We start from the raw sequence: 22469 nt of genomic DNA on the forward strand, positions 1-22469 counted from the left end.
AATTATGTTCCGAAAATTGTTTTCAGGCGGAAGCAATGATCCTGTTACTCAAGAGCTCATTGACTATAAAAATAAACTACAGGAAATGTCGAGCATGTTGCTCATCAATAGTAGTCGGTTGATTGATGGTGACTTTGCCGAAAGTGCTTTTATATACCATATCTGGAAGCTCAACGAAGGTGACAAGGATAATTTGGTAGATTGGGAGTTTAAAAAACTGATAGAAGAAGCACAAAAAGAACTGAAATTGATCTATGCCTCTTTTAATAACCTAACGATTGCCAACCCCAAGTTACAAAAAGCACCAGTAAGAAAGCTTTGCGAACGTTGGGAAATCTTGTTTCAATGGTTACGGGGCAATCAAATAAGCGTCATAGAGTTGAGCGAAAGCGGTATAGAAGACCTTTTTAGTGTGGCCGATATTTCGCCTCTGGAGAGTTATGAACCTTTGCCTGCTGAACTGGAACAACAAAAACGTTTTTTAGATTTACCTTTTCGATTTGCTATCGATACTCCTGCCCATGAGGTGGGGATTTTGGGCAAAATTCAAAACATCAAAGCCGAAATCAGACGCTTTATGGAGCGCAAGTATTGACTAGTAATAAGCAGTAAGCCATCAGCTACAACAATGCCCGAATATTTTATATTTTAGCAGGAATGCTGTAGTTTTACAAAGAAAAAGGATAATAATAGTTGCCGTATACTATGGGACGGTTCACCAAGGACTAAAACAATAAAGAATGAAGCCCGATTTTAGCAAAATAGATTTTTCTACCACAGGTACTCAAGTTTCGGATGAGGCTGATACTGACCAAAAAAACTGGAAAACTGCCGAACGCATAGAGGTAAAACCTTACTATACTGCTCAAGACCTCGAAGGAATAGAGCATTTGGGTTTTGTGGCGGGTATCCCTCCTTACTTGCGTGGTCCCTACGCCACTATGTATGTGCAACGTCCCTGGACAATTCGCCAGTATGCCGGGTTTTCAACCGCCGAAGAGTCCAACGCCTTTTATCGTCGTAACCTTGCCGCAGGACAAAAAGGACTTTCGGTAGCCTTTGACCTTGCCACCCACCGAGGCTACGACTCTGACCATCCTCGGGTAGTGGGCGATGTAGGAAAAGCTGGGGTAGCTATAGACTCAGTACTAGATATGAAAATTTTGTTTGATGGTATTCCTTTAGACAAAATGTCGGTATCGATGACGATGAATGGAGCGGTGATTCCTATCATGGCTTTTTATATAGTGGCAGCCGAAGAGCAAGGGGTAAAACCTGAACTTTTGAGTGGCACTATCCAAAACGATATTTTGAAAGAGTTTATGGTGCGCAATACCTACATTTACCCACCATTGCCCAGTATGCGCATCATTGCCGATATTTTTGAGTACACCTCGAATCACATGCCCAAGTTTAACTCTATCAGTATAAGCGGCTACCACATGCAAGAGGCAGGCGCTACGGCTGATATTGAGCTTGCTTATACACTTGCTGACGGGCTAGACTACATACGCACCGGGCTAAAAGCAGGCATGGACATTGACACGTTTGCGCCACGTTTGTCGTTTTTTTGGGCAATTGGTATGAATCATTTCATGGAAATTGCCAAGATGCGCGCTGGGCGTTTACTTTGGTCAAAAATTGTCAAACAGTTTCACCCCAAAAACCCTAAATCGTTGGCGTTGCGTACCCACTGCCAAACTTCGGGTTGGAGTCTGACCGAGCAAGACCCCTTCAATAATGTGGCGCGTACTTGTGTAGAAGCAATGGGTGCAGTTTTGGGGCACACCCAATCGTTGCATACCAACTCACTGGATGAGGCGATTGCTTTACCTACCGACTTTTCGGCGCGCATTGCCCGCAATACGCAGTTGTATTTACAAGACGAAACCAACATTACAAAAGTGGTGGACCCCTGGGGAGGATCTTATTATGTAGAACGCCTCACCCATGACCTGATGCACCGTGCCTGGGAGCTTATTCAAGAGGTAGAAGAACTGGGCGGAATGGCAAAGGCCATAGAAACCGGATTGCCCAAAATGCGCATAGAAGAGGCCGCCGCCCGAAAACAAGCCAGAATTGACGCGGGCAAAGACGTGATTTTGGGGGTAAACAAATACCGCCCCGATGAAGAGAAAGAAATAGAACTACTAGAGGTAGACAATACTGCGGTGCTCAAGTCGCAACTGGCACGTTTAGCAAAACTCAAGCAAGAGCGCAACCAGGCAGATGTAGACGCAGCACTTGCGGCCATTTCCAAAGCTGCTGAAACAGGCGAAGGCAACTTGCTTGACCTTGCTGTAAAAGCAGCCAGGGTACGTGCCAGCCTGGGAGAAATTTCGCAGGCAATGGAAAAAGTATTCGGACGACACAAGGCAACAATTCGTGCTATTTCGGGCATTTATTCGGGAGAAGTGTCTGACGATGAAAATTTTAAGAAAGCCCTCGACATGGCAGATCAATTTGCCCAGTTAGAAGGACGCCGTCCCCGTATTTTGGTGGCAAAAATGGGGCAAGACGGGCACGATCGAGGAGCCAAGGTCATTGCTACTAGTTTTGCCGATTTGGGATTTGATGTAGACATAGGGTCTTTGTTTCAAACCCCCGATGAGGTGGCACGCCAGGCTATAGAAAACGACGTACACATTGTAGGTGTTTCGAGTCTGGCAGCTGGACACAAAACTTTAGTGCCTGCCCTTATCAACGAATTGAAAAAATACGACCGTGAAGATATTATGGTCATTGCCGGAGGAGTGATTCCACCCAAAGACTATGACTTTTTGTACGAAGCAGGCGTTTCAGGTGTATTTGGTCCTGGTACCGTTATTTCGGTAGCTGCCCAGAAGATTCTGGAAGAATTGATGAAAGAAGAGGCATAAGCTTGTACAGAGGTACATTCCAAAACGGTTGATTGGATCAATATCTGATCCGCCGTTTTTTATTGCTTACACTTTGCTATTCAAACCAAAAAATCATTGGATTTGGCGGATGATGGCTAAACTTTATTCATGTAATTAATGGATTTACCCCATAAAATTACTTTTATTTGTAGTGAAAGTATTTTATATATACAAGGGAATAAGTCCCTCACTTATCATTTAAACACGCCCAATGGAATTTGAAACTTTACTACTATCTATAGAGGGGCATGTAGCCACCGTAAAAATTAATGTGCCCAAAAAAGCCAACGCTATGACCCAGGCTTTTTGGAAAGAAATCAAAGAAGTGATGCAAGCCCTCGATCAGAATGAAGATGTAAGGGTGATTGTATTGGAAGGAGAAGGCAAACACTTTACCTCAGGTATAGACCTTACCATGTTTATGCAACTTAAGGCAGAACTTGACAAAAGCGATTGCCCAGCGCGTTCACGCGAAAAACTTCGCCATACTATTCTTACCTTACAAGAGTCTTTCAATGCCATAGAAAAATGCCGTAAACCTGTACTTGCTGCCATTCATGGGGCTTGTATTGGTGGTGGTATAGACATGATTTCTGCCTGTGACATGCGCTATTGCTCAACAGATGCCTATTTTACTGTCAAAGAGATTGACCTGGGAATGGTGGCTGATGTAGGTACCCTACAACGCTTACCCAAAATCATTGGCGAAGGCATCGCCAGAGAACTTGCCTATACAGGGCGCAAGTTTTCGGGTGAAGAAGCCAAAACAATGCAATTGGTGAATCAATGTTATGACTCACGCGAGACAATGCTTAAAGAGGTATATAACATTGCTCAAACCATTGCGGCTAAGTCTCCGTTGGCGATTAGGGGTACCAAAGAAATGTTTCTATATACCCGCGATCATTCGGTAGAAGAAGGACTCAACTACATAGCTACCTGGAACGCTGGCATGTTATTTTCAAAAGATTTGCAGGAAGCAGCAATGGCTGGAATGCAAAAACGAACTCCTAACTTTGCCAATTAGCACACAGTGGTGTATACCTCACGCTTGGGGTATATTTTTAGTATTCTTTGGTTTTGGTCAAAGATTTGCAGCAATAAATTTTCAACAATCATAGTGAGCATGTCGTCCTAAGTACACAGGAAGAAAACCAATTTAACAATGAAGAATATTTTTTTGGAGGAGACAGATGATGGACCTCAACTAAATTTCAATTTTAACGATGGAGTCTTCGAAGTAAAGGGCACCTCAATGCCTGAACACCCCGACGAATATTATCGTGAAGTGCTTACTCATTTGCAAATTTATGTAGATGATCCTACCGCCAGCAAAACTACTATGGTGTTTAAGTTTTTGTATTTCAACACAGGAACCAATCCCATTATTATGCGTTTGTTAGAAACCCTCGAAAAACTCATGGACAAATCTCACAAAGTAGAAGTGCAGTGGGTATACGAACATGACGATATGGACATGAAAGAGGTAGGAGAGTATTTTAATGCACTTACCCAACTTGACATTAAGTTGTTTCCTATTGAAAGTATAGATTAGCCTGCTGGTAGTCATAGTCAAAAAAGCCTGCTGTTGTTATTCAGAAGCAGGCTTTTTTTGGTTAACATTTAGTAAGTACCAAAAAAAAGCGAAACTCGTAAAACACGAGCTTCGCTCAAAGGTGGTTATGAATAAAAATATAATTAATGGCGACGTACTTCGCCAAAATTACAGCGTAAATTGATGCCTGCCGAGCCAAACCTTAGCTCTTCTTTGGTCAATGAGTTAAGTGGGTACTTGATGTAGGGCTCAATGAGTATTTGCATATTCTTGGCTACCATATACTTCATTCCCATAGAAACATTCAACATTTTGGCAAAATCAAAACGACTCAATGCTTCGGGTTGTGACTTACTGTTGGTTTCTATTACTGTAGTCTCTAATCGTTCGAGTTGGCTTCCCACGCCTCCTTTATAATAAGCCTTGGCAATGGTTTCGCGGGTATTATGAGTGTAACGTTCCTCTAAATAAGCCAAAGACGACAATCCTACTGATACATATAAACCCCGATTAGTGTTTCTACTTAAATGGTATTGCAGGTTTACTGGGATGTCTAGCCCTACAAACTGCATGTTGATTGACTTTTGTTGTCCCAACGAACGACTCTCGGTGGTACCGCTTGTCGTAATTTTTTGCATCGTAGCAATGGTAGGTAAACTTGCCGACTGTCTCATGTTGAGCGATTGTCTGGTAAGCAATACCCCAGAAGTAACACTGAGCCTTTTGCCCAGTCTGATTTCAGACATTACTCCCCCTCCAAGGTTGACTTTTGAGTCTTTTTCACCTCTTTTAGAGTAATTTACCAATGATGAAAGCATTACACCAAATTTCATTCTTTTGCCTTTAGGCAAAACAGCAGCGTTGTTATATCGAGCTACTTTATTAGTAGTAACTTCTCTAAAAGAAGCCTGCTCAATCATTGCTACTCTATTAGTTGGGTGGATAGCTTCATAACTGGCTTCTTTCATAGCCAGGGTATGCATATCAAACTTTACTGCTTTATTATCTGGGTTCAACAATACACCATTTGATGGGTGCTTTGTCAGGCGATTGTTAGCTGCTATTTTATTTGCATAAATATTTTTATCTTTTTCAGTGTTTTCAATTAAACCTTTGTCAGCTATAGTATTTGTTGTTACTGTAGGCAATATACCATATTGCTTACTTGCAGCAGTATTTTGATTAGTTGAGAGTTTTTTTCGGTTGTTTTGGATATTGGTCACCTTGTTATTACCATGTGTTGTATTAGTAATAGATGGAGGCAAAACCTTTACTCCCTCAAATCCCTCTTGTTGAATGTGTTTTTTGGCATAGATACCAGCTTGTTGTTGAGTAGGGGTGTTCCCTTCAAAATCACTTTGCAGTGTTTTATAGGTAAAAACTCCTCCCAACACTAAGATAGCTGCCGCTGCAACTTTTGCCGGAATTGATGTCAACAATGCACGCATTTTTCCAGATTTTTGCGCTTTCATTTGTTGCTGCATCATCTCCCAGCCCTGGGCGTTGTAAGGCTCTTCATGTTTGTCAAAAGTCTGACGTATTTTTTGACTTAGCCTTTCATCAAACAGCTCTTTCATACTCTATCTCGTAGTCAAAATTTTGATGAAATAAAACTCGTAATTTTTTCTTTGCCCTGGCCAGGTTTGTACGCGAAGTACTCTCTGGGATTTCGAGCATTTCGGCTATTTCTTTATGAGAATAACCCTCAATTTCATATAAGTTAAAGATTATGCGGTATTGGTTGGGGAGCTCATTTAACAGTTTTAGAATGTCATTTACCGACAAATCATCTATGATATCCAAACGGCACTCTTCATTTCTTGCCATTTCAATATTGAGCGTATGACGGTGTTTCTGGTTTTTACGATAATAATCAATGGATGTGTTAATAATGATTCGGCGTAGCCAACTCTTAAACGATAAGTTCTCGTTGTATTTCATGATGTTTTTGAACACCTTCATAAAACTATCGTTGAGTATTTCCAATGCCTCATCTTTTGAATAAGAATATCGTAAGCAGATACTCATAGCGTAGCCATAAAAATGCTTATACAGCATTTCCTGCGACTTTGACTTCTTCTTTCGGCATCCTTTAATTATTTCTTTTTCTAGCGACTTATCCACAGGCTTATCTAATAATTATAGTTCCGACTGTTGTTTAATTTTAGAGCAAAGTGCAGTGAACAGTTTTTGGGCACTGTTCAAACTACAAATTTCCAAAGTTTAAGTGTGAATTATTGCCATAACGAAATAAACTTTGTGAATGTCTCACTATATCACAACAATCTTCAAATTTTACTTGATATTTATTAAGGCAGAGATTCTTACATCTCTTTGTTTTAAATAAAGTTGATACAACTTTGATGATAAGGTCAAGGGTTTGCTGTTAAATTTAGTGATGCTTGCGTTTCACTTTGCTAAATAAGTAACAGCACAAAACGTGGCAAAAGTTCTGTGCTGACTACTTTTCACCTACCAATTCATTTAAGCGATAAGCTTATATGAGCAATTGTATCTACTTCACGTAAAGACAAAAGGAAATGCTACATACCCTTAAATTTTTTCTCTTTTTCTTTGATTTATATCAAAAGTAATAATTTTATAACTTCTGAAGTTTTAAAATATACCAAATCCAAATGATTTTATAGATGTGGTATGTTGGCATAGACAAAGTAAAAGTGTAATTGGTTGTCTACTTGATAAAAAAAATAAAATAGACAAAACAAGCGATGAGTTTCTCACTTTTTTGTATGATGACTCGGAAGAAGGTGAGTTTGAAAACATTATCACCATCTTAGAGACCCTCACCCCCGAAAATATTTTGCTTGGGCAAGAGTTGATGAAGAGTTTATATCCTTTTTTACCTGCTAAGGTCATTCAAGTATTGATCGACTTTATTGCGTATGTTCACCAAAAATGTTGTGCAATTTGTGGATACCCTCTTTATAAACAATACAATTATTCTAGCCAAGCGCTGGGCTTGTCAAGAGTACCTCACTGAAAGAGACGATTGCGAAACTAGGGCAGAAATGGCAATGGAACGTATAATTGCCTTGGAAGTGTTGCCCCTAAAATACGATTGTCCTACACGCGTTGAACATCACATTACGATGCTCTGAGCAGTAGCATTGATAGAAGATATAGAAGTGCTTAACTCATTGATTTTTGTAGACAGTGTGTATGTTGAATAATATGTTTGCTTGGTAATACTAAGCCCTCACCCCAAAACTTTTAACTTTCCTAGTATTTGCTTATACTAGCTATCTCATAAATATTTCAAGAAATAGTAAAATATCACATAGATGCCGATAAAAGATATAAGCCGTCGCTATTTTCTAAAAACTGGTACTATAGCCGGAGTTGGAGTAGGTGTGTTGGGGGCGAACGTAGCCTTTGGAAAAGACGATCGAAAGGTTAAAATTGGTTTTATTGGGGTAGGGCTGAGAGGCCGCGAACACCTGCGCCTTGCCCTGCAACGCAAAGACACTGAAGTAGTGGCTATTTGCGATATTGACCCACAAGCAATCAAAATTTCTCAAGAAATGATTCGCAAAGCCGGGCGAAAAAAAGCAGTGGCATTTTCTGACAATGAACTATCTTACAAAAAATTACTGGAGCGTACCGATATACAAGGGGTGATCATAGCTACCCCCTGGCTATGGCATACCCGCATGGCAGTAGACGTAATGAAGTCGGGCAAGTACGCAGGGGTAGAGGTGTCTGCTGCCAATACACTGCAAGAGTGCTGGGACCTGGTAAACACCTCTGAGGCGACCGGAATGCCGTGTATGATCTTAGAAAATGTGTGCTATCGCCGCGATGTAATGGCAGTACTCAACATGGTGCGTCAAAACATGTTTGGCGAAATGATACACCTCGAATGTGGTTACCAACACGATTTGCGCCATGTAAAGTTTAACAATGGCAAGCAACCTTATGGAGGAGGGGTGGAGTTTGGTGAAAAAGGTTTTTCTGAAGCCAAATGGCGTACTGCTCACTCAGTCAATCGAAACGGAGACTTATACCCTACCCACGGCATAGGGCCAGTGGCAAATTATACCAATATTAACCGGGGTAACCGCTTTTTGTACTTAACTTCTACCGCCACCAAGTCGCGCGGACTGCATAACTACATCGTAGAAAAGGGAGGTAAAGATCATCCCAATGCCAAAGTACGCTTCAAGCTAGGTGATATTATCACTACTGTGATCAAAACAGCCAATGGAGAGTCTATTATTGTAAGCCATGATACCAACTTACCGCGTCCTTATTCGCTGGGCTTTAGGGTACAAGGCACCAAAGGGCTTTGGATGGCTGTCAACAACTCATTGTTTATCGAAGGTACCAGCCCTAGGGCACATGTTTGGGAAAGTGCTCGAAGCTATTTGAAAAAATACGACCACCCGCTTTGGAAAAAGTATGAAAAAGACGCTACCGGAGCCGGTCATGGTGGCATGGACTATTTTGTGTTGCATGCCTTTGTAGAGTCTATCAAGCGCAAAACCTCTACTCCACTTGACGCTTATGATGCTGCTGCCTGGAGCGCTATTACTCCTCTTTCAGAGCAATCTATTGCCCAAGGCAGCCAACCAGCTCATTTCCCCGATTTTACCCGTGGGCGTTGGATGAAACGCAAACCCATATTTGCCTTAAACGACCAGTACTAATTTATAAGGCATTATTATAGACGAATTAGTAGTTGAACAATGGCTAAAATCTAGCTTATGAGGAGAGTTCAGAGAAGCTTTTTAACAAAAAAAGAGAAGTAATACTTTCTACTTCTCTGAACCCTCCTGTTTTATTAGAAGTGAAATGTTTGCAAGGCCTTGGTTGACAATGCAAGCGTTTTGTATACTCATTAAAGGATCACCTGGAAGTTCGCAACCACCGCTGTTTTGTGTAAAGACACAAAGCTAACAACATCAAGCAAAAGACACTTTACCCATTGTAAGCGCGGGTGCCTCGCCCAAAGCATAACCTTCGCCTGCCACACATTCATTGGCAAGCACTGCCATCAACACTGCTTCTTTGGCGTCAGGCACAATGCTACTCAAACTCTCCATGTCAACAAACACACAGTGTGGCAAAAGCTCCTCAAGCCAACCCATCAGGCAAACGTTGTGATAACCTCCACCGCTCACAATCACCTCTGCTTGTGGTATATCTGGAATCCGCAAAATGGCTTCGGCAATCGTTTCGGCAGTAAACCGGGTAAGGGTAGTCACCCAATCTTCGGGGGGGATGTTGATATCAGGTAGTTGTTTTTGAACCTGTGCAATGTATTTTTTGTTGAAAAGCTCTGCACCGGTGGTTTTAGGCAAGTTTTCCGTAAAAAACAAATGACTTTTCAAAGCGTCTAGCAATAACTTATTTACTGTGCCCTGTTGGGCAATGCTGCCACCACGGTCATAAGTTTGAGGCGAGAAAAAATGTTGCATAGCCCAGTCAATCAAACAATTGCCTGGACCTGTATCAGTAGCAAATACCTCTTGGGGAGCCAACGAAGCAGGCAAATAAGTAAAATTGGCAATGCCTCCAATATTCAGTAAAATTCTATTAATGCCTCGTTTACTAAACAGCATATAGTCGGCATAAGGAGCCAATGGAGCACCCTCTAGTCCGGTAGCCATGTGTTTTTGTCTAAAATCACTAATGGTAAGTATCCCGGTTTTGACAGCAAGGTGGTCACCATCGCCCAGTTGAAGCGTAGCATTGGGCAAGGTAAGAAGGTTGTGGAGTCTTTGTGGTGCATGATACACGGTTTGCCCATGACTGGCAAGCAAATCTATTTCGGTAGGGTCAATGCCCCATTGTTCCAATGTTTCTAATACAAACCGGGCGTGAAGCTCAGCAAGCCAGGCGTGCAGTATGGTCACATCCTGTAGCGAGACATCCTCTTGTGATACTACTTCTTTCAAACGATGCTTTTGGGGAGAGGAGTAGGGGTAAGTATAAAACTTGAGTAGTTCTATGCTGGATTGAAGCCCAGTACCTTCTATACGGCAAAGTGCCATATCCAGCCCATCGAGCGAAGTGCCAGACATTAACCCCAGGATAAGTTTCTTTGGTTTTTCGGCAATAGAGTAGAGTTGTTGTAGGTTTTTGTTCATTACTTGCTATTGGGAGTATATTTAAAATTAATTCTTTAATACTCTGGGTAGTACAATTTTGCAAGATAAAAGCTATTGCCATAAAACAATAAAAAAAGGCGCAAAAACCCAAAGGGTCTTTGAGCCTCAGACTGATTATAATTTAAAAGCAAAAGCCTAAGGCGTTAACTTCCAATTATATTACACACTGCAAACTTAGCAGGTATAACTGGGAATAACTGAGTAATAGTGAGTAATAGTGAGTAATGAGGCGGTTTTTGCCTATTTAAGGGTTGGACCAACTCGCGGTGTAAGGATCATAATTGCACTTTGAGGGTTTAGAATATACATTTTCTGGGTTTTGAATGAATGCTCGGCAATCAGTACAAATATGTCTAAATTCACAGTCTTTACAAATTTCTACCTGATTTTTGTTAATCTCCCAAAGTTTTTTGAAATCCTTTTGTAACATCGCCTGATGCAACGATACTTGAGCAATGTTGCCAAAAGATTCGGTTAATGAGGGACAGTTTTTGATTTCTCCCTGGGCATCAATGCCAATTTTTTTGTTAAGACAAGTATTAAACTGGTGAGACTCTGTCATTGTTTTGGTATCAATGCTAAAATAAAAAGGGTCAATCACTCCACAATGATCAGCCGATGTAATCTCATAAGTAAGCAAGATCATTTGCCCCAGCGAAAAGTCGGTACCAGGTTTCATCACAGGTCTTATGTCTGATTCTGGAGCCCCATGAAGCACCAACTTATGAATGCGTGCATTAGAAACAACCAAAGCCTCAGCGGCTGGTATATCAAGCAAATTACCGTACTTTACCACCAGCTCTATTGACTTAAACCTACTTCTTTTGGTGCTTTCTAGGTGATGTTCTAAGGTGTCTTTTGACACATCAGTATAGTACCTCAACTGTATGTGGTCGCAGCCTAACTCTTCGAGCTGGGCAAATATTGCTTTGAAATCATGGGTTGACGCCGCGTCTATGTCAATAATTGCATTGTTGATACTAGAATAGGTCTGCCAGGTCATGTCCAATGGTGGGAAAAACTCTGGAGTATCTGTCCAAAAACCTAACTCGTTTTCAACCAAAAACTCAAAATACTCATCCAGCGTTTCGTCATAGTCATATACTTCTTGTATTTCACTATAGGTTTGGTGCTGGTGCTCTGTAAGTATGGTGTACAGCGAGTTTGGAATAAGCTTTATTTCGCCCCGTTGCATATCACATATAGTACTTCTTACGGCCCCTTTAACAGCTACACAACAGGCAAACAGCTTGAAGTACATCTGTGCTTGTTTAGGATTGGTCATTGTTTAGTACTTTTGGGTCAAAAATTTTTGAAACAGGTTTATTGAGTGGGTATACATCATAAAAATCAGTCTGATGTAAATCAGAGGTTTCATTTTTACGAATTTCATGGTTTTCCTCTGCGTTAGAGGGCATACGTTGCGCCAGTTGGATATAAGGAGGGAGTGTTTGGGCGGTTTCTACACCAAAAATCTTTTCTAATCTTGGAAAAACAGTTTCTTTTTTTTTCATACGTTTTATTTAATTCAATACTCCATAATAATTTTATATTGAAATAAGGTTTTGATAATCAGTGGTTTATGTCTGTTTGAGCATTTGTAATAAAAGCATCAATACTCACATCGGTTTCTAAAACAGGGTTTAGCACCGATATTCATTGGCATCTAAGGACTTGAAGCTTATTGCTTAAATCTTGCCCCTGCCCTAGCAGTTTATGCGTTGCTGTCTGGTTGGTTGTTGAGCAAATAGTCCGCAATTTTTTTCTCCAGATAATAGTTACAAGGAAGCGATACCATACCAAATTGCCCGACGGGGTTTACTTCCAAGAAATAGAATTCATTGTCTTGAGTAACCATAAAATCCAGCGAACCAGTATTAAGTTGAAGCTCATTCATTAACTTATCAATTTTTTCTTCTAAGTCTTGTGGCAGTTGATAAGGCACCGTACGGTTTGGTTTGGTCATGTTATATACCCTAAAATCTACCGCTGTTTGTTGGTCTAACTGAGAGAAAATAGCCATGCTATAACATTTTCCATCCAAATAAAACACCCTCAATTCATACTTCTTGACAATCTTTTCTTGCATCAACGCCGGAAAGAAATTTTCTGGCAAGGTTTGGATAAAATCTTGGGTTACCTCAGTAGTATAAGAGCAATAAGTAGCATCATCAAAAGATATAATGGCCACTTCCGACAAAGCCTTGGTGATTACTTCCAAGTCCAGGTTTAAGGCATCTTCTTTGGCAGTTAGTACAAAAGCCTGAGGAATGGTAAGCCCTATTGCTTGTGCCTGGTGCTGAACAATGAGTTTGTTCAGTGAACTTTTAAAATAATTGCCCAGGTTTCTTTTTTGGGAAAGTAAAAAAAACAAATATTCTTTTACAATCTCCCATTCTTGAGCCAGTTCTGCCGAAATATCTACATGATTTGTATCAAGTTTCATAGAATGAGCAGGGTGGTCAGCAAAAAAAGATTGACCTTTTCGGTGCCAAAAGGCTACAATGTCTTTAAAATATATTTTTTGTTGGTTTACCTGAATAAATGAGCGGTCGGCTCCTTGGCCTGATACAATGTGTAACTGTTGGAGTGCATTTTCTTCATCAACCCTTATCACGGTACCACCTTTTCCATCAATCCAGTCAATGATGTCATTGGTAGAGCTGTCTATTTTACGGGTAGCTATTACAATCATGATTTCTTTATTGGCTAAGTACAGTACACTGTAAAAATAACCTACCTTATTAAAGTAGCATCAAATATATGATTTCTTTGGGTTTTGTTGGCAAGTTACTTTTGAGCGTATGAAGTAATTTGTGGGAAAGTGCTAGAGTTAAAAAGATGGTAGTCACCCCAAACAGAGGTTGACTACCATCAACTCGTAAACATTCAAGCAACAACCAATGGTTGGATCAAGTCGTTGCCTGATACAGACTGTATTATACTACGTCTCCGTCTTTTACGTGTACAGGGCCACCTGGGTAGTCATTATAAATGGTTTTGATACCGCCTTGGTATCCACCTTTACAGCCTTGCTTTTGGATGTTGTTCAGCTTTTGGTTAGAAAACAAATCGCTGTTTAGTTTACTTAATTTTTTCATAATAATTAGATGTTTTGTTTGTTTTGTGATGCGTGTTATGGTTAAAATAGCTTATACAGCGTCCCCGTCTTTTACGTGTACAGGACCGCCTGAGTAGTCATTATAAATGGTTTTGATGCCACCCTTGATGCTTTGTTTCTGGATGCTGTTCAGTTTTTGGTTAGAAAACAAATCGCTGTTTAGTTTACTTAATTTTTTCATAATAATTAGATGTTTTGTTTGTTTTGTGATGCGTGTTATGGTTTAATAATAACTTATGCAGCGTCCCCGTCTTTGATGTCTACCGGGCCACCTGGGTAGTCATTAAAAATAGTTTTGATGCCACCCTTAATGCTTTGTTTTTGGATGCTGTTCAGCTTTTGGTTAGAAAACAAATCGCTGTTTAGTTTACTTAACTTTTTCATAATAATTAGATGTTTTGTTTGTTTTGTGATGCGTGTTATGGTTAAAATAGTTTATACAGCGTCTCCGTCTTTTACGTGTACAGGGCCACCTGAGTAGTCATTATAAATGGTTGTGATGCCGCCCTTGATGCTTTGTTTCTGGATGCTGTTCAGCTTTTGGTTAGAAAACAAATCGCTGTTTAGTTTACTTAACTTTTTCATAATAGTATAGATGTTTTGTTTGTTTTGTGATGCGTGTTATGGTTAGAATAGTTTATACAGCGTCTCCGTCTTTTACGTGTACAGGACCACCTGGGTAGTCATTATAAATGGTTTTGATGCCGCCCTTGATGCTTTGTTTCTGGATGCTGTTCAGCTTTTGGTTAGAAAACAAATCGCTGTTTAGTTTACTTAACTTTTTCATAATAGTATAGATGTTTTGTAATAGTGAATAAAATATAAATTAAAGTGTACTTAGTCTTGAACAAATACTGTGTACATAAAAGTAACCCCACTGTTGGTTTGTCTGGGCTCGCTTTTAGCTGTCATGTCGCCACCTTTGATGCTTTGCTTCTGGATGTTGCTTAACTCTTGGTTAGAAAACAAATCGTTGTTTAGTTTACTTAACTTTTTCATAATAATTAGATGTTTTGTGATGAATAATAATTAGATAAATATATACCAACAGATAAACCGCACATAGTGCGTTATTTATGGTGTTGCAAATTAACTGTGAGGGTATAGTAATCCCCTGCTATATATTAGATTTTAGCTTAGTCTGCTAAAACCCAGAGGTAGTTTATTGTTATCTTATAGTGTATAAGACAAACATTATTTATAAAAGCAAAATTGGACTAATCAAATAAGGCGATGTGTTTGTTTGGTCAATAGTATAGACATAGATCACCTGTTCATACAGTGAATAACTGCTGCGTATACCTTGGTGAAATGGCATAAATATTATGAGACCAAAAACTGAAAAGCCTTAAGTATAATTAGATTAGTGAATGAGGTAATAGAGTTTTAAAGGTTCTAAACAGAGTTTATGAGGGGATAAAATACTATGATTGGTTTGACGATTATAATTTTTCATGGTAATGGGTTTTATGGTGTTAGTATAATTGGTTATTGGCATCGCAAACATAGTAACTTGCAATGCAATGTACAAGTGATTTGGCTATTTTTTAAGAAAAAATATATAACTTTTTTAATGTATATCCGATAGTTTTATTGGGCTTAAGTGGCAAACACCGACTTAAGTAGTTGATTTTCAGTTTTAAGAAGCAAAATCTTCCCTTAAGACTCAATGAGTAATGGCTATGTGTTTTTTAGTGAATAAGCACTGGTTTACTCTCATTGTGGTAACGATCTACTGCACTCACCGCGTACCTGTAACGGAGCTTGCTGCGAGGCGGCATAGGTTCAACATAACGTTTATTACGAGTGATTTGACGAATATACCGAGGTTGGGTATAGTCGGGTTTGGTTTGATCAGGAAAACGATACACTACATAATAAGTAGCTGTATCGCCATCTATAGCCGGGCTTGGGGCATTCCATTTGAGCGATATTTTAGACGACGCCCTTACAATGTATACATTTTGAGGAGCTTTAGGGGGCATGCGATTTTTCCAAGGCATGGTTGGAATCAGCGCAGGATATTTATACAGTTGTTGCCGGAGTGTGTCAGTTACTTTTGCTGGGTTTTTTTGCAAAAAATCAGACCTAAAATAGGCATTACCCAAAATACTACGGTATTGTCGAGTCATTCTTACCTGATTGGGTAACTCAGACACCTGTTTCCAATGGTCATCCTTGTCGTTTTTTATTTTATAAAATGCGTGCCCTATATAAATATGACGGCTATAGGCGTGTTTTGCCCACCAAAAGGCCAAAGACTTAAAACTGGCGCGTGGGTGTTCAATACTCCAGTAAAGCTGAGGCACCAGATAGTCTATCCAACCTTTGCGTAACCACTTCAATACATCAGCATATAGGTAGTCATAGCTAGATTGCCCTACCTGGGTATCTGAGCCGTTGGGATCCTCACTTTTATTGCGCCAAACTCCCAAAGGGCTAATGCCAAACTTAAGGTAAGGTTTAATGGACTGAAGTGTATCGTGCACTTCTTTGATGAGTGAATTTACGTTTTGGCGTCGCCAATGGTGTACATCTTTGCTATTGCCCCCATGCTTCATAAAGGTGGACTGATCTGGAAACTCAAGCCTGCCTTTTTTATAAGGATAAAAGTAATCATCAAAATGTATCCCGTCAATGTCATAACGTTGGGCAATATCGGCCACCACTGCCTTAAGGTAGTGTCGTACTGCTGGAATACCAGGGTTAAATTGTTTGTGTTTACCGTATACTACAAACCATTCTGGGTGGCGTTTTGTGATGTGGTTGGGTGCAGTAGCATCGTGCTTTATATTATATACTGCCCGGTAGGGATTAATCCAGGCGTGTAGTTCTATGTTGCGTTTGTGGCATTCTGTCACTAAAAACTCCAGCGGGTCCCACAAAGGTTCAGGGGCTTTTCCCTGTTTGCCCGTCAGCCATTGTGACCATAGTTCAATCTCACTTTTATAAAAAGCATCTGCCGCTGGGCGTACTTGAAAAAAAATAGCGTTGATGCCGCTTTTTTGATGAAAGTCGAGCAGCTTGATAAGTTCTTGCTTATGCTCACTGGGGGGAGCCCCTTTTTCTTTCGGAAAGTCCATGTGGTCAAACGTAGTAAGCCATACTGCCCTAAACTCCCGTTTAAGTTTACGCTTTGTTACCTTCACATTGTTGCTACAGCCGATTAGCCAAGGCAACCATACAAATACAAAGGCTTTTGCCCAATGTTTAGATAAAAAATGAAAGAGTGCGTGCATGACCATCATTTACATTAGTTGAGTTTTTAGATAAGCCACGAATATACAGTTTAGTCAGGAGTTGGGGGGTGTGTAGCGCGTAGTTTTTTGGTGGCTATCAGGTATTGCTCCCTGTGTGACACAACAAAATAACCAAGTGGGGCTGTTCAATGATCATTTGAATGAAAATTGCCTCTGGCAAAAATACCGTTGTATTTTAGTTACCAGAGGCAATGAGGTTATCACTTCACCAAGTCAGCGTAAGCGCAAAAATGCCCTATTTATTGATGGAGCCATTCAATGGCTTCAGTTTCTGACGAGAAAAAGCGAATGTTTACAGATTGAGAGTTTTCTTCTTCGAGAAGTTGATTTACACTCAATTGTGCAATAAACTCTTCGGGATAAATCAACGCCCATTTAGCAATACCTGCTGTAATTAACTGAGGTAACAGCTCATTGTCAAGCCAGGCTTGTTGCTCAGGGCTTATGGGGTAGTTAAAGTTCCGAGAGTCAGAATACAACTTTGAGGCATTGTTTGCTGCAAACAAATGAATTTGTTCTTTACATTCGGCAGTAAACTGATCGGCATTCATAGTAGCGGTGTCACCTTTCCAGGTAGACTTGAGTAAACTTTCTTCTTTTACTATAAAGTGGCTTACAAATTCACTTTCATACAATTTCTCCATGACATAAGTAGCTAATGTTCGTATATTGTTTATTTGTGCCTGATCGTTTGAGATAGGCATAGCAAGTATTGTAAAATACTAAATCTGGATGAATATCATAGCTTAAGCTATTTTCAATTCGTTTTAACTATATACGAGACAAAAAAAATTAAGATCTGGTATTTCAAAGTAGGTATGGCAGTGTTGTGCTCCACCTTGAGCGAAAGCGAATAAGAGCTTGGTTAAATAGAGTGGTTTCTGACGAGTTTTGTGCTTAGATGCATTAAACTGAGCACTGCGTAAGCTAAAATGATCAGAGATCTTTATCCTAAACAAGCAACGACACGTTTTCCATCCATACCTCCTGGCGGTCTTCCCAGCCCATGAGTGCATTAAACAAAGCCAGTTTTTCAAATTGAACAAGGCTTTGGTAATGAATCTCAGCGGTTTGCAATACCCCTAGTTCTAGCAAGCGGGCACGTTGTGTACCTGGTAATAAAGGGCGAGCAGGGGTAAACCACCCTTGACCGTTCCAGGCAGCCACATTACAATAATAAGAATCGGTAATGTACCCATCTTGTATCAACAATACATCGTCGTAAGAGCCTCTTTGGGCAAAAAGCGCCGTCAGCGCGGTGCGATCCATTTTTTTGTATGCATATTCCAGCCCTGAGGCTTCTACCAGTTGTAAGCTTTGAATGGGGCGAATATGGTATGCCTCAAAGCTTATCGATTGCACCTGTTTGCCATACACTACCCTACACTTATAGCGTTGTCCTGGCAACCATTCGGCAGGGGCTTGCAGATGTGTACTTAACAAAAGTTCATCGCTGCATTGCCATACCTCCCGACGTGCCCGATCGAGGCGTTGTTGGTGGGCGTCTATATGGTAAAAATTACCGTTTTCAAACCTGATTGTTTCTAATAATGGGTACATATACCTTGTCCGTTAATTCTTGGTACTCGGCTAGTGCATTGCTAAAAGTAGTAATGCCACCACCACTTTTAAAATACAACTTTCCGTGGATGTTTTCTATAAAACGGATCATTACCCCACTATCGAGCATTTCACCATCAAAATAACCAAAAACCCCCGTGTAATAACCTCTTTCATAGCTTTCTGCTGCCTTGATCACCTCTACTGTTTTCTTTTTTGGAGCTCCACTGATAGAGCCAGCTGGCAATAGTTCAAACAAAATATTGCCAATACGCTGGGCGTAATCAGGAGGTAGGTCTCCTACTACTTTGGAGCTTACCTGTAGCAACGTTTTGTCCTGAGTAGCCACCTCATCTATGTATCTAAATCGGGCAACATGCACATTTTTAGCCACCTTACTCAAATCATTCCTGATGAGATCAACAATAGTGGTATGTTCTGCCATTTCTTTAGGGTTTGCCAAAATCTCGGCGGCGGCATTGGGCAAAGAAGCATCTATGGTGCCCTTCATGGGATAAGATGCAATGCGTTGCTGCTTGATTTGAACAAAAATTTCGGGAGAAAACACCACCCATTCACCCTTGTACCATAGCTTGTAACGTGCTTTACTTTGCCAAAAAATCTCTTGCAACGATAAGTTGGTTTCTATAGGCGTAAGCATCGAAAGGTTGAGTAAATAAGAATAGCCAAAATTGATTTTTGCCAAAGCGTTGTCGAAACTTTGTTTGTATTGAGCAAAGGGTACAGGTTTTTTATTGAAAATCACCTCTTTTTGAGGAGGAATATTGGGTAGAGACAAGGCATTATTCCTTCCTTGAATATCAAATAAAACTTCCTGAGGGTTTATTTCATTCAACGGTAATACCACTGGTTGGTTAGCCTCAAAGTCAATGATAAACAAAAAAGGGGTTTTAGCCGCCCCATATTTGTTCATTTGCTCAATTGCTTGTGCCTTATTCATATATTTGCGTTTTGTTGCGCAAATAAAATAATAAAACCTTGAAAAAGTTGCTCATAGCAGATAGTTATGATTCATTTACCCATAACCTTATTCAGTTGATAGACCAGCACAAGCATTGTGCTTATACCGTAGTAAAAACTGATCAGATAGACCTTGATCAGGTAAAAAAATATGACAAGATTTTGCTGACACCAGGGGCAGGTTTGCCCAAAGAATCGGGTGATTTACTGGAGTTGATCAAGCACTATGCGCCTACCAAAAGCATATTAGGGGTATGTTTGGGGCATCAGGCCATAGCCGAAGCCTTTGGCGCGTGTCTTTACCAGCTACCTCAAGTGTTGCACGGGCTTACCCAAACTATGCAGCAAATGCCTGCGTCAAGCCCCGCCCGTTTGTTTACCGATTTGCCCACCAGTATCCAAATAGGATTGTACCACTCGTGGGTAGTGCACCCCGATAGCTTACCCCAGGGTTTAGAGGTGACCGGAGTGTTGGCAAGCATAGACAGTACTTTGTCTCACTTTAGAGCCTGTCCTATGCCCAACTTTCCGTTGATTATGGCAATGCAACACCGCCAATACGATGTACATGGTATTCAGTTTCACCCTGAGTCGATTATGACCCCACAAGGGCGTACTATCCTGTATAATTGGCTGGATGCTTAGAAACTTTTTTTAATTAAGAATTAGCGCAAAGCGAGGCTGAAGACAATTCAAGCCAAAAAACAACCTCCCTGTTTTGGTCTTAAGGCTTTAGCCAGACCAAAACTTGCCAACCCTAAAGCTGAGGTTTTTCAAAAATAAGTTGTTTTTGAAATTGTCGCACAGCATTGCTCAGCTCAGCCCGTGGTAAGACAGTTGAATTACGAATTTTTCAATTGTTAATTACGCGTATGAACTGGTGATTTTACTGTGTAAGATGTTGATTTACAGTAGATTAAATGGCTGTTTTTCTTGCAAAAGGCGGGTGATTTTACATTAGCGCAAAGCGATGCTGAAGACAATTCAAGCCAAAAAACAACCTCCCTGTTTTGGTCTTAAGGCTTTAGCCAGACCAAAACTTGCCAACCCTAAAGCTGAGGTTTTTCAAAAATAAGTTGTTTTTGAAATTGTCGCACAGCATTGCTCAGCTCACCCTGTGGCAAGACAGTTGAATTACGAATTTTTCAATTGTTAATTACGCGTATGAACTAGTGATTTTATTGTGTAAGGTGTTGATTTACAGTAGATTAAATTGCTCTTTTTTGCAAAAGGCGGGTGATTTTACATTAGCGCAAAGCGAGGCTGAAGACAATTCAAGCCAAAAAACACCCCCCCTGTTTTGGTCTTAAGGCTTTAGCCAGACCAAAACTTGCCAACCCTAAAGCTGAGGTTTTTCAAAAATAAGTTGTTTTTGAAATTGTCGCACAGCATTGCTCAGCTCACCCTGTGGTAAGGCGGTTTAATTACGCGTGAAACTAGTAACTTTACTATGCAAGATGTTGATTTACAGTAAATTAAACTAATTGTTTTCTTGCAAAAGGCGGGTAATTTTACATTAGCGCAAAGCGATGCTGAAGACAATTCAAGCCAAAAAACAACCTCCCTGTTTTGGTCTTAAGGCTTTAGCCAGACCAAAACTAAAGCTGAGGTTTTTCAAAAATAAGTTGTTTTTGAAATTGTCGAGCAGCATTGCTCAGTTCACCCTGTGGTAAGACAGTTTAATTACGAATTTTTCAATTGTTAATTACGCGTATGAACTAGTGATTTTATTGTGTAAGATGTTGATTTACAGTAGATTAAATTGCTCTTTTTTGCAAAAGGCGGGTGATTTTACATTAGCGCAAAGCGAGGCTCTTTTAATTAAGAACTGACCATCGGGAGCTCTTCGAAGGTAATTAGCGCAAAGCGATGCTGAAGACAATTCAAGCCAAAAAACAACCTCCCTGTTTTGGTCTTAAGGCTTTAGCCAGACCAAAACTTGCCAACCCTAAAGCTGAGGTTTTTCAAAAATAAGTTGTTTTTGAAATTGTCGCACAGCATTGCTCAGCTCAGCCCGTGGTAAGACAGTTTAATTACGAATTTTTCAATTGTTAATTACGCGTATGAACTAGCGATTTTACTGTATAAGATATTGATTTACAGTAGGTTAAACTGCTATTTCTTGCAAAAGGCGGGTAATTTTACATTAGCGCAAAGCGATGCTGAAGACAATTCAAGCCAAAAAACAACCTCCCTGTTTTGGTCTTTAGCCAGACCAAAACTTGCCAACCCTAAAGCTGAGGTTTTTCAAAAATAAGTTGTTTTTGAAATTGTCGCACAGCATTGCTCAGCTCACCCTGTGGCAAGATGGTTTAATTACGAATTTCCCAATTGTTAATTACGCATATGAAACTAGTGATTTTACTATATAAGATGTTGATTTACAGTAGATTAAACTGCTATTTTTCTTGCAAAAGGCGGGTGATTTTACTATATTTGCCTATACTTTCACGGTGAAAGTAAGCCCAAGAGGTGTAAGTTTGGACACTCTCCTCAAGGGCTTTTTTGCAAAATATTAATCTTACAAGATGCAAGATATTAATTTAAACTCAGAGGTACAAAACATTGCCATTCCTCAATCAATGGTCAACCTATTTGCTCAAAGCATATACGCCCATTTAGAGGCATTAGCACTTGACACCAACGCTTCGCTAGAATTGTTCGAAAATCAAGAATATACTCAGGTAAAAACCTTTCTACAGGCAAACATCCAACAAATGCAATATGCACTCAACAACATAGAAATACTGGGTAGGATGAAACAAGAACAAGCCTAAAACACCAAAGCCCTGGCGCAATCAGGGCTTTTCTTATTTGAGTTGAATTTGCTACAATAAGCATTCAAATAACGAGCGTACAACCTGTCAGAATTTTATGACGACGTTAAAAAATCTCCTAAATCTTAACTTCTAACTACGCTTTTTGTAAGTTGCTGAAAATCAAAATGATACAAAAGTGTAG

At 40.1% G+C, this 22469-nt stretch carries 23 protein-coding genes; 7 read left to right on the forward strand and 16 right to left on the reverse strand.

Annotated elements, in window-relative coordinates; all coding sequences use genetic code 11:
- Positions 1-4: 4 nt before the first annotated feature.
- From M23134_RS20505 to M23134_RS20520, 4 genes are all read left to right on the forward strand, one after another.
- The gene (locus M23134_RS20505) at positions 5-595 is read left to right on the forward strand and encodes a hypothetical protein (RefSeq protein WP_002699410.1); all 591 of its coding nucleotides are present in this window, start codon (positions 5-7) and stop codon (positions 593-595) included.
- A 145-nt stretch (positions 596-740) separates the two neighbouring features.
- Positions 741-2879 (forward strand): methylmalonyl-CoA mutase, encoded by a 2139-nt coding sequence (scpA, locus tag M23134_RS20510; RefSeq protein WP_002699412.1) that lies wholly within the window; start codon positions 741-743, stop codon positions 2877-2879.
- Between the two features lie 232 nt (positions 2880-3111).
- Entirely contained in the window at positions 3112-3927 is an 816-nt protein-coding gene (locus tag M23134_RS20515; protein ID WP_002699414.1) for a crotonase/enoyl-CoA hydratase family protein, read from the forward strand.
- A gap of 138 nt (positions 3928-4065) precedes the next feature.
- Complete coding sequence (locus M23134_RS20520; RefSeq protein ID WP_002699416.1) at positions 4066-4455, forward strand: DUF1987 domain-containing protein; 390 nt, start codon at positions 4066-4068, stop codon at positions 4453-4455.
- A 143-nt stretch (positions 4456-4598) separates the two neighbouring features.
- On the opposite strand, the gene M23134_RS20525 is transcribed toward M23134_RS20520, so the two are convergent.
- Together M23134_RS20525 and M23134_RS20530 are read right to left on the reverse strand one after the other, a co-directional pair.
- On the reverse strand, positions 4599-6032 hold the full coding sequence (locus M23134_RS20525) for an outer membrane beta-barrel protein (RefSeq protein ID WP_002699418.1): 1434 nt from the start codon (positions 6030-6032) through the stop codon (positions 4599-4601).
- The gene (locus tag M23134_RS20530; RefSeq protein WP_002699420.1) at positions 6016-6579 is read right to left on the reverse strand and encodes an RNA polymerase sigma factor; all 564 of its coding nucleotides are present in this window, start codon (positions 6577-6579) and stop codon (positions 6016-6018) included. The genes M23134_RS20525 and M23134_RS20530 overlap by 17 nt, the downstream gene beginning before the upstream one ends.
- A 1178-nt stretch (positions 6580-7757) precedes the next feature.
- Between M23134_RS20530 and M23134_RS20540 the strand changes: the two genes are divergently transcribed.
- On the forward strand, positions 7758-9122 hold the full coding sequence (locus tag M23134_RS20540; protein WP_002699423.1) for a Gfo/Idh/MocA family protein: 1365 nt from the start codon (positions 7758-7760) through the stop codon (positions 9120-9122).
- A gap of 255 nt (positions 9123-9377) precedes the next feature.
- On the opposite strand, the gene M23134_RS20545 is transcribed toward M23134_RS20540, so the two are convergent.
- From M23134_RS20545 to M23134_RS20580, 14 genes are all read right to left on the reverse strand, one after another.
- Positions 9378-10565, reverse strand: coding sequence for an anhydro-N-acetylmuramic acid kinase (locus M23134_RS20545; RefSeq protein ID WP_002699425.1), 1188 nt, complete (start codon positions 10563-10565; stop codon positions 9378-9380).
- A 265-nt stretch (positions 10566-10830) separates the two neighbouring features.
- Positions 10831-11871: a grasp-with-spasm system SPASM domain peptide maturase gene (gene gwsS / locus M23134_RS20550; protein WP_045113997.1), complete on the reverse strand. Its 1041-nt coding sequence runs from the start codon at positions 11869-11871 to the stop codon at positions 10831-10833.
- A complete protein-coding gene (locus M23134_RS20555; protein WP_002699429.1) occupies positions 11858-12100 on the reverse strand; it encodes a hypothetical protein in 243 nt (80 codons plus the stop codon). Before M23134_RS20555 ends, gwsS begins: the two co-directional genes overlap by 14 nt.
- Positions 12101-12300: 200 nt before the next feature.
- The gene (gwsG, locus tag M23134_RS38570) at positions 12301-13281 is read right to left on the reverse strand and encodes a grasp-with-spasm system ATP-grasp peptide maturase (protein WP_002699432.1); all 981 of its coding nucleotides are present in this window, start codon (positions 13279-13281) and stop codon (positions 12301-12303) included.
- A gap of 244 nt (positions 13282-13525) precedes the next feature.
- Entirely contained in the window at positions 13526-13687 is a 162-nt protein-coding gene (locus M23134_RS39975) for a grasp-with-spasm system A modified peptide (protein ID WP_002699434.1), read from the reverse strand.
- Positions 13688-13738: 51 nt separating this feature from the next.
- The gene (locus M23134_RS39980) at positions 13739-13888 is read right to left on the reverse strand and encodes a grasp-with-spasm system A modified peptide (protein ID WP_002699435.1); all 150 of its coding nucleotides are present in this window, start codon (positions 13886-13888) and stop codon (positions 13739-13741) included.
- A gap of 53 nt (positions 13889-13941) precedes the next feature.
- Positions 13942-14091: a grasp-with-spasm system A modified peptide gene (locus M23134_RS39985; RefSeq protein ID WP_002699436.1), complete on the reverse strand. Its 150-nt coding sequence runs from the start codon at positions 14089-14091 to the stop codon at positions 13942-13944.
- Between the two features lie 51 nt (positions 14092-14142).
- On the reverse strand, positions 14143-14292 hold the full coding sequence (locus tag M23134_RS39990; protein WP_002699437.1) for a grasp-with-spasm system A modified peptide: 150 nt from the start codon (positions 14290-14292) through the stop codon (positions 14143-14145).
- 52 nt (positions 14293-14344) lie between these two features.
- Positions 14345-14494, reverse strand: a complete 150-nt coding sequence (locus tag M23134_RS39995) for a grasp-with-spasm system A modified peptide (RefSeq protein WP_002699438.1) — start codon at positions 14492-14494, stop codon at positions 14345-14347.
- 50 nt (positions 14495-14544) lie between these two features.
- Positions 14545-14706 (reverse strand): grasp-with-spasm system A modified peptide, encoded by a 162-nt coding sequence (locus M23134_RS40000; RefSeq protein WP_002699441.1) that lies wholly within the window; start codon positions 14704-14706, stop codon positions 14545-14547.
- A 692-nt stretch (positions 14707-15398) separates the two neighbouring features.
- On the reverse strand, positions 15399-16946 hold the full coding sequence (locus M23134_RS20565) for a glycoside hydrolase family 10 protein (RefSeq protein WP_157558569.1): 1548 nt from the start codon (positions 16944-16946) through the stop codon (positions 15399-15401).
- 260 nt (positions 16947-17206) lie between these two features.
- Complete coding sequence (locus tag M23134_RS20570) at positions 17207-17671, reverse strand: hypothetical protein (RefSeq protein ID WP_002699445.1); 465 nt, start codon at positions 17669-17671, stop codon at positions 17207-17209.
- 247 nt (positions 17672-17918) lie between these two features.
- Positions 17919-18527 (reverse strand): aminotransferase class IV, encoded by a 609-nt coding sequence (locus tag M23134_RS20575; protein ID WP_002699446.1) that lies wholly within the window; start codon positions 18525-18527, stop codon positions 17919-17921.
- The gene (locus tag M23134_RS20580; RefSeq protein ID WP_002699447.1) at positions 18496-19488 is read right to left on the reverse strand and encodes an aminodeoxychorismate synthase component I; all 993 of its coding nucleotides are present in this window, start codon (positions 19486-19488) and stop codon (positions 18496-18498) included. The genes M23134_RS20575 and M23134_RS20580 overlap by 32 nt, the downstream gene beginning before the upstream one ends.
- 38 nt (positions 19489-19526) lie before the next feature.
- Between M23134_RS20580 and M23134_RS20585 the strand changes: the two genes are divergently transcribed.
- Positions 19527-20153, forward strand: coding sequence for an anthranilate synthase component II (locus tag M23134_RS20585; RefSeq protein ID WP_002699448.1), 627 nt, complete (start codon positions 19527-19529; stop codon positions 20151-20153).
- A gap of 1883 nt (positions 20154-22036) precedes the next feature.
- Positions 22037-22285: a hypothetical protein gene (locus tag M23134_RS20590; RefSeq protein ID WP_002699451.1), complete on the forward strand. Its 249-nt coding sequence runs from the start codon at positions 22037-22039 to the stop codon at positions 22283-22285.
- The last annotated feature ends 184 nt before the right edge of the window (positions 22286-22469 follow it).

Source organism: Microscilla marina ATCC 23134 (genome assembly GCF_000169175.1).
Classification (GTDB): domain Bacteria; phylum Bacteroidota; class Bacteroidia; order Cytophagales; family Microscillaceae; genus Microscilla; species Microscilla marina.

Coding starts and splice junctions, on each gene's coding strand:
- M23134_RS39995 (WP_002699438.1), bottom strand. CDS start 14,494: ATGAAAAAGTTAAGTAAACTAAACAGCGATTTGTTTTCTAACCAAAAG.
- scpA (WP_002699412.1), top strand. CDS start 741: ATGAAGCCCGATTTTAGCAAAATAGATTTTTCTACCACAGGTACTCAA.
- M23134_RS20555 (WP_002699429.1), bottom strand. CDS start 12,100: ATGAAAAAAAAAGAAACTGTTTTTCCAAGATTAGAAAAGATTTTTGGT.
- gwsS (WP_045113997.1), bottom strand. CDS start 11,871: ATGACCAATCCTAAACAAGCACAGATGTACTTCAAGCTGTTTGCCTGT.
- M23134_RS20525 (WP_002699418.1), bottom strand. CDS start 6,032: ATGAAAGAGCTGTTTGATGAAAGGCTAAGTCAAAAAATACGTCAGACT.
- M23134_RS20505 (WP_002699410.1), top strand. CDS start 5: ATGTTCCGAAAATTGTTTTCAGGCGGAAGCAATGATCCTGTTACTCAA.
- M23134_RS20565 (WP_157558569.1), bottom strand. CDS start 16,946: ATGCACGCACTCTTTCATTTTTTATCTAAACATTGGGCAAAAGCCTTT.
- M23134_RS20515 (WP_002699414.1), top strand. CDS start 3,112: ATGGAATTTGAAACTTTACTACTATCTATAGAGGGGCATGTAGCCACC.
- M23134_RS20575 (WP_002699446.1), bottom strand. CDS start 18,527: ATGTACCCATTATTAGAAACAATCAGGTTTGAAAACGGTAATTTTTAC.
- M23134_RS20590 (WP_002699451.1), top strand. CDS start 22,037: ATGCAAGATATTAATTTAAACTCAGAGGTACAAAACATTGCCATTCCT.
- M23134_RS20540 (WP_002699423.1), top strand. CDS start 7,758: ATGCCGATAAAAGATATAAGCCGTCGCTATTTTCTAAAAACTGGTACT.
- M23134_RS20580 (WP_002699447.1), bottom strand. CDS start 19,488: ATGAATAAGGCACAAGCAATTGAGCAAATGAACAAATATGGGGCGGCT.
- M23134_RS39990 (WP_002699437.1), bottom strand. CDS start 14,292: ATGAAAAAGTTAAGTAAACTAAACAGCGATTTGTTTTCTAACCAAAAG.
- M23134_RS39975 (WP_002699434.1), bottom strand. CDS start 13,687: ATGAAAAAATTAAGTAAACTAAACAGCGATTTGTTTTCTAACCAAAAG.
- M23134_RS20520 (WP_002699416.1), top strand. CDS start 4,066: ATGAAGAATATTTTTTTGGAGGAGACAGATGATGGACCTCAACTAAAT.
- M23134_RS20570 (WP_002699445.1), bottom strand. CDS start 17,671: ATGCCTATCTCAAACGATCAGGCACAAATAAACAATATACGAACATTA.
- gwsG (WP_002699432.1), bottom strand. CDS start 13,281: ATGATTGTAATAGCTACCCGTAAAATAGACAGCTCTACCAATGACATC.
- M23134_RS20545 (WP_002699425.1), bottom strand. CDS start 10,565: ATGAACAAAAACCTACAACAACTCTACTCTATTGCCGAAAAACCAAAG.
- M23134_RS39985 (WP_002699436.1), bottom strand. CDS start 14,091: ATGAAAAAGTTAAGTAAACTAAACAGCGATTTGTTTTCTAACCAAAAG.
- M23134_RS39980 (WP_002699435.1), bottom strand. CDS start 13,888: ATGAAAAAATTAAGTAAACTAAACAGCGATTTGTTTTCTAACCAAAAA.
- M23134_RS40000 (WP_002699441.1), bottom strand. CDS start 14,706: ATGAAAAAGTTAAGTAAACTAAACAACGATTTGTTTTCTAACCAAGAG.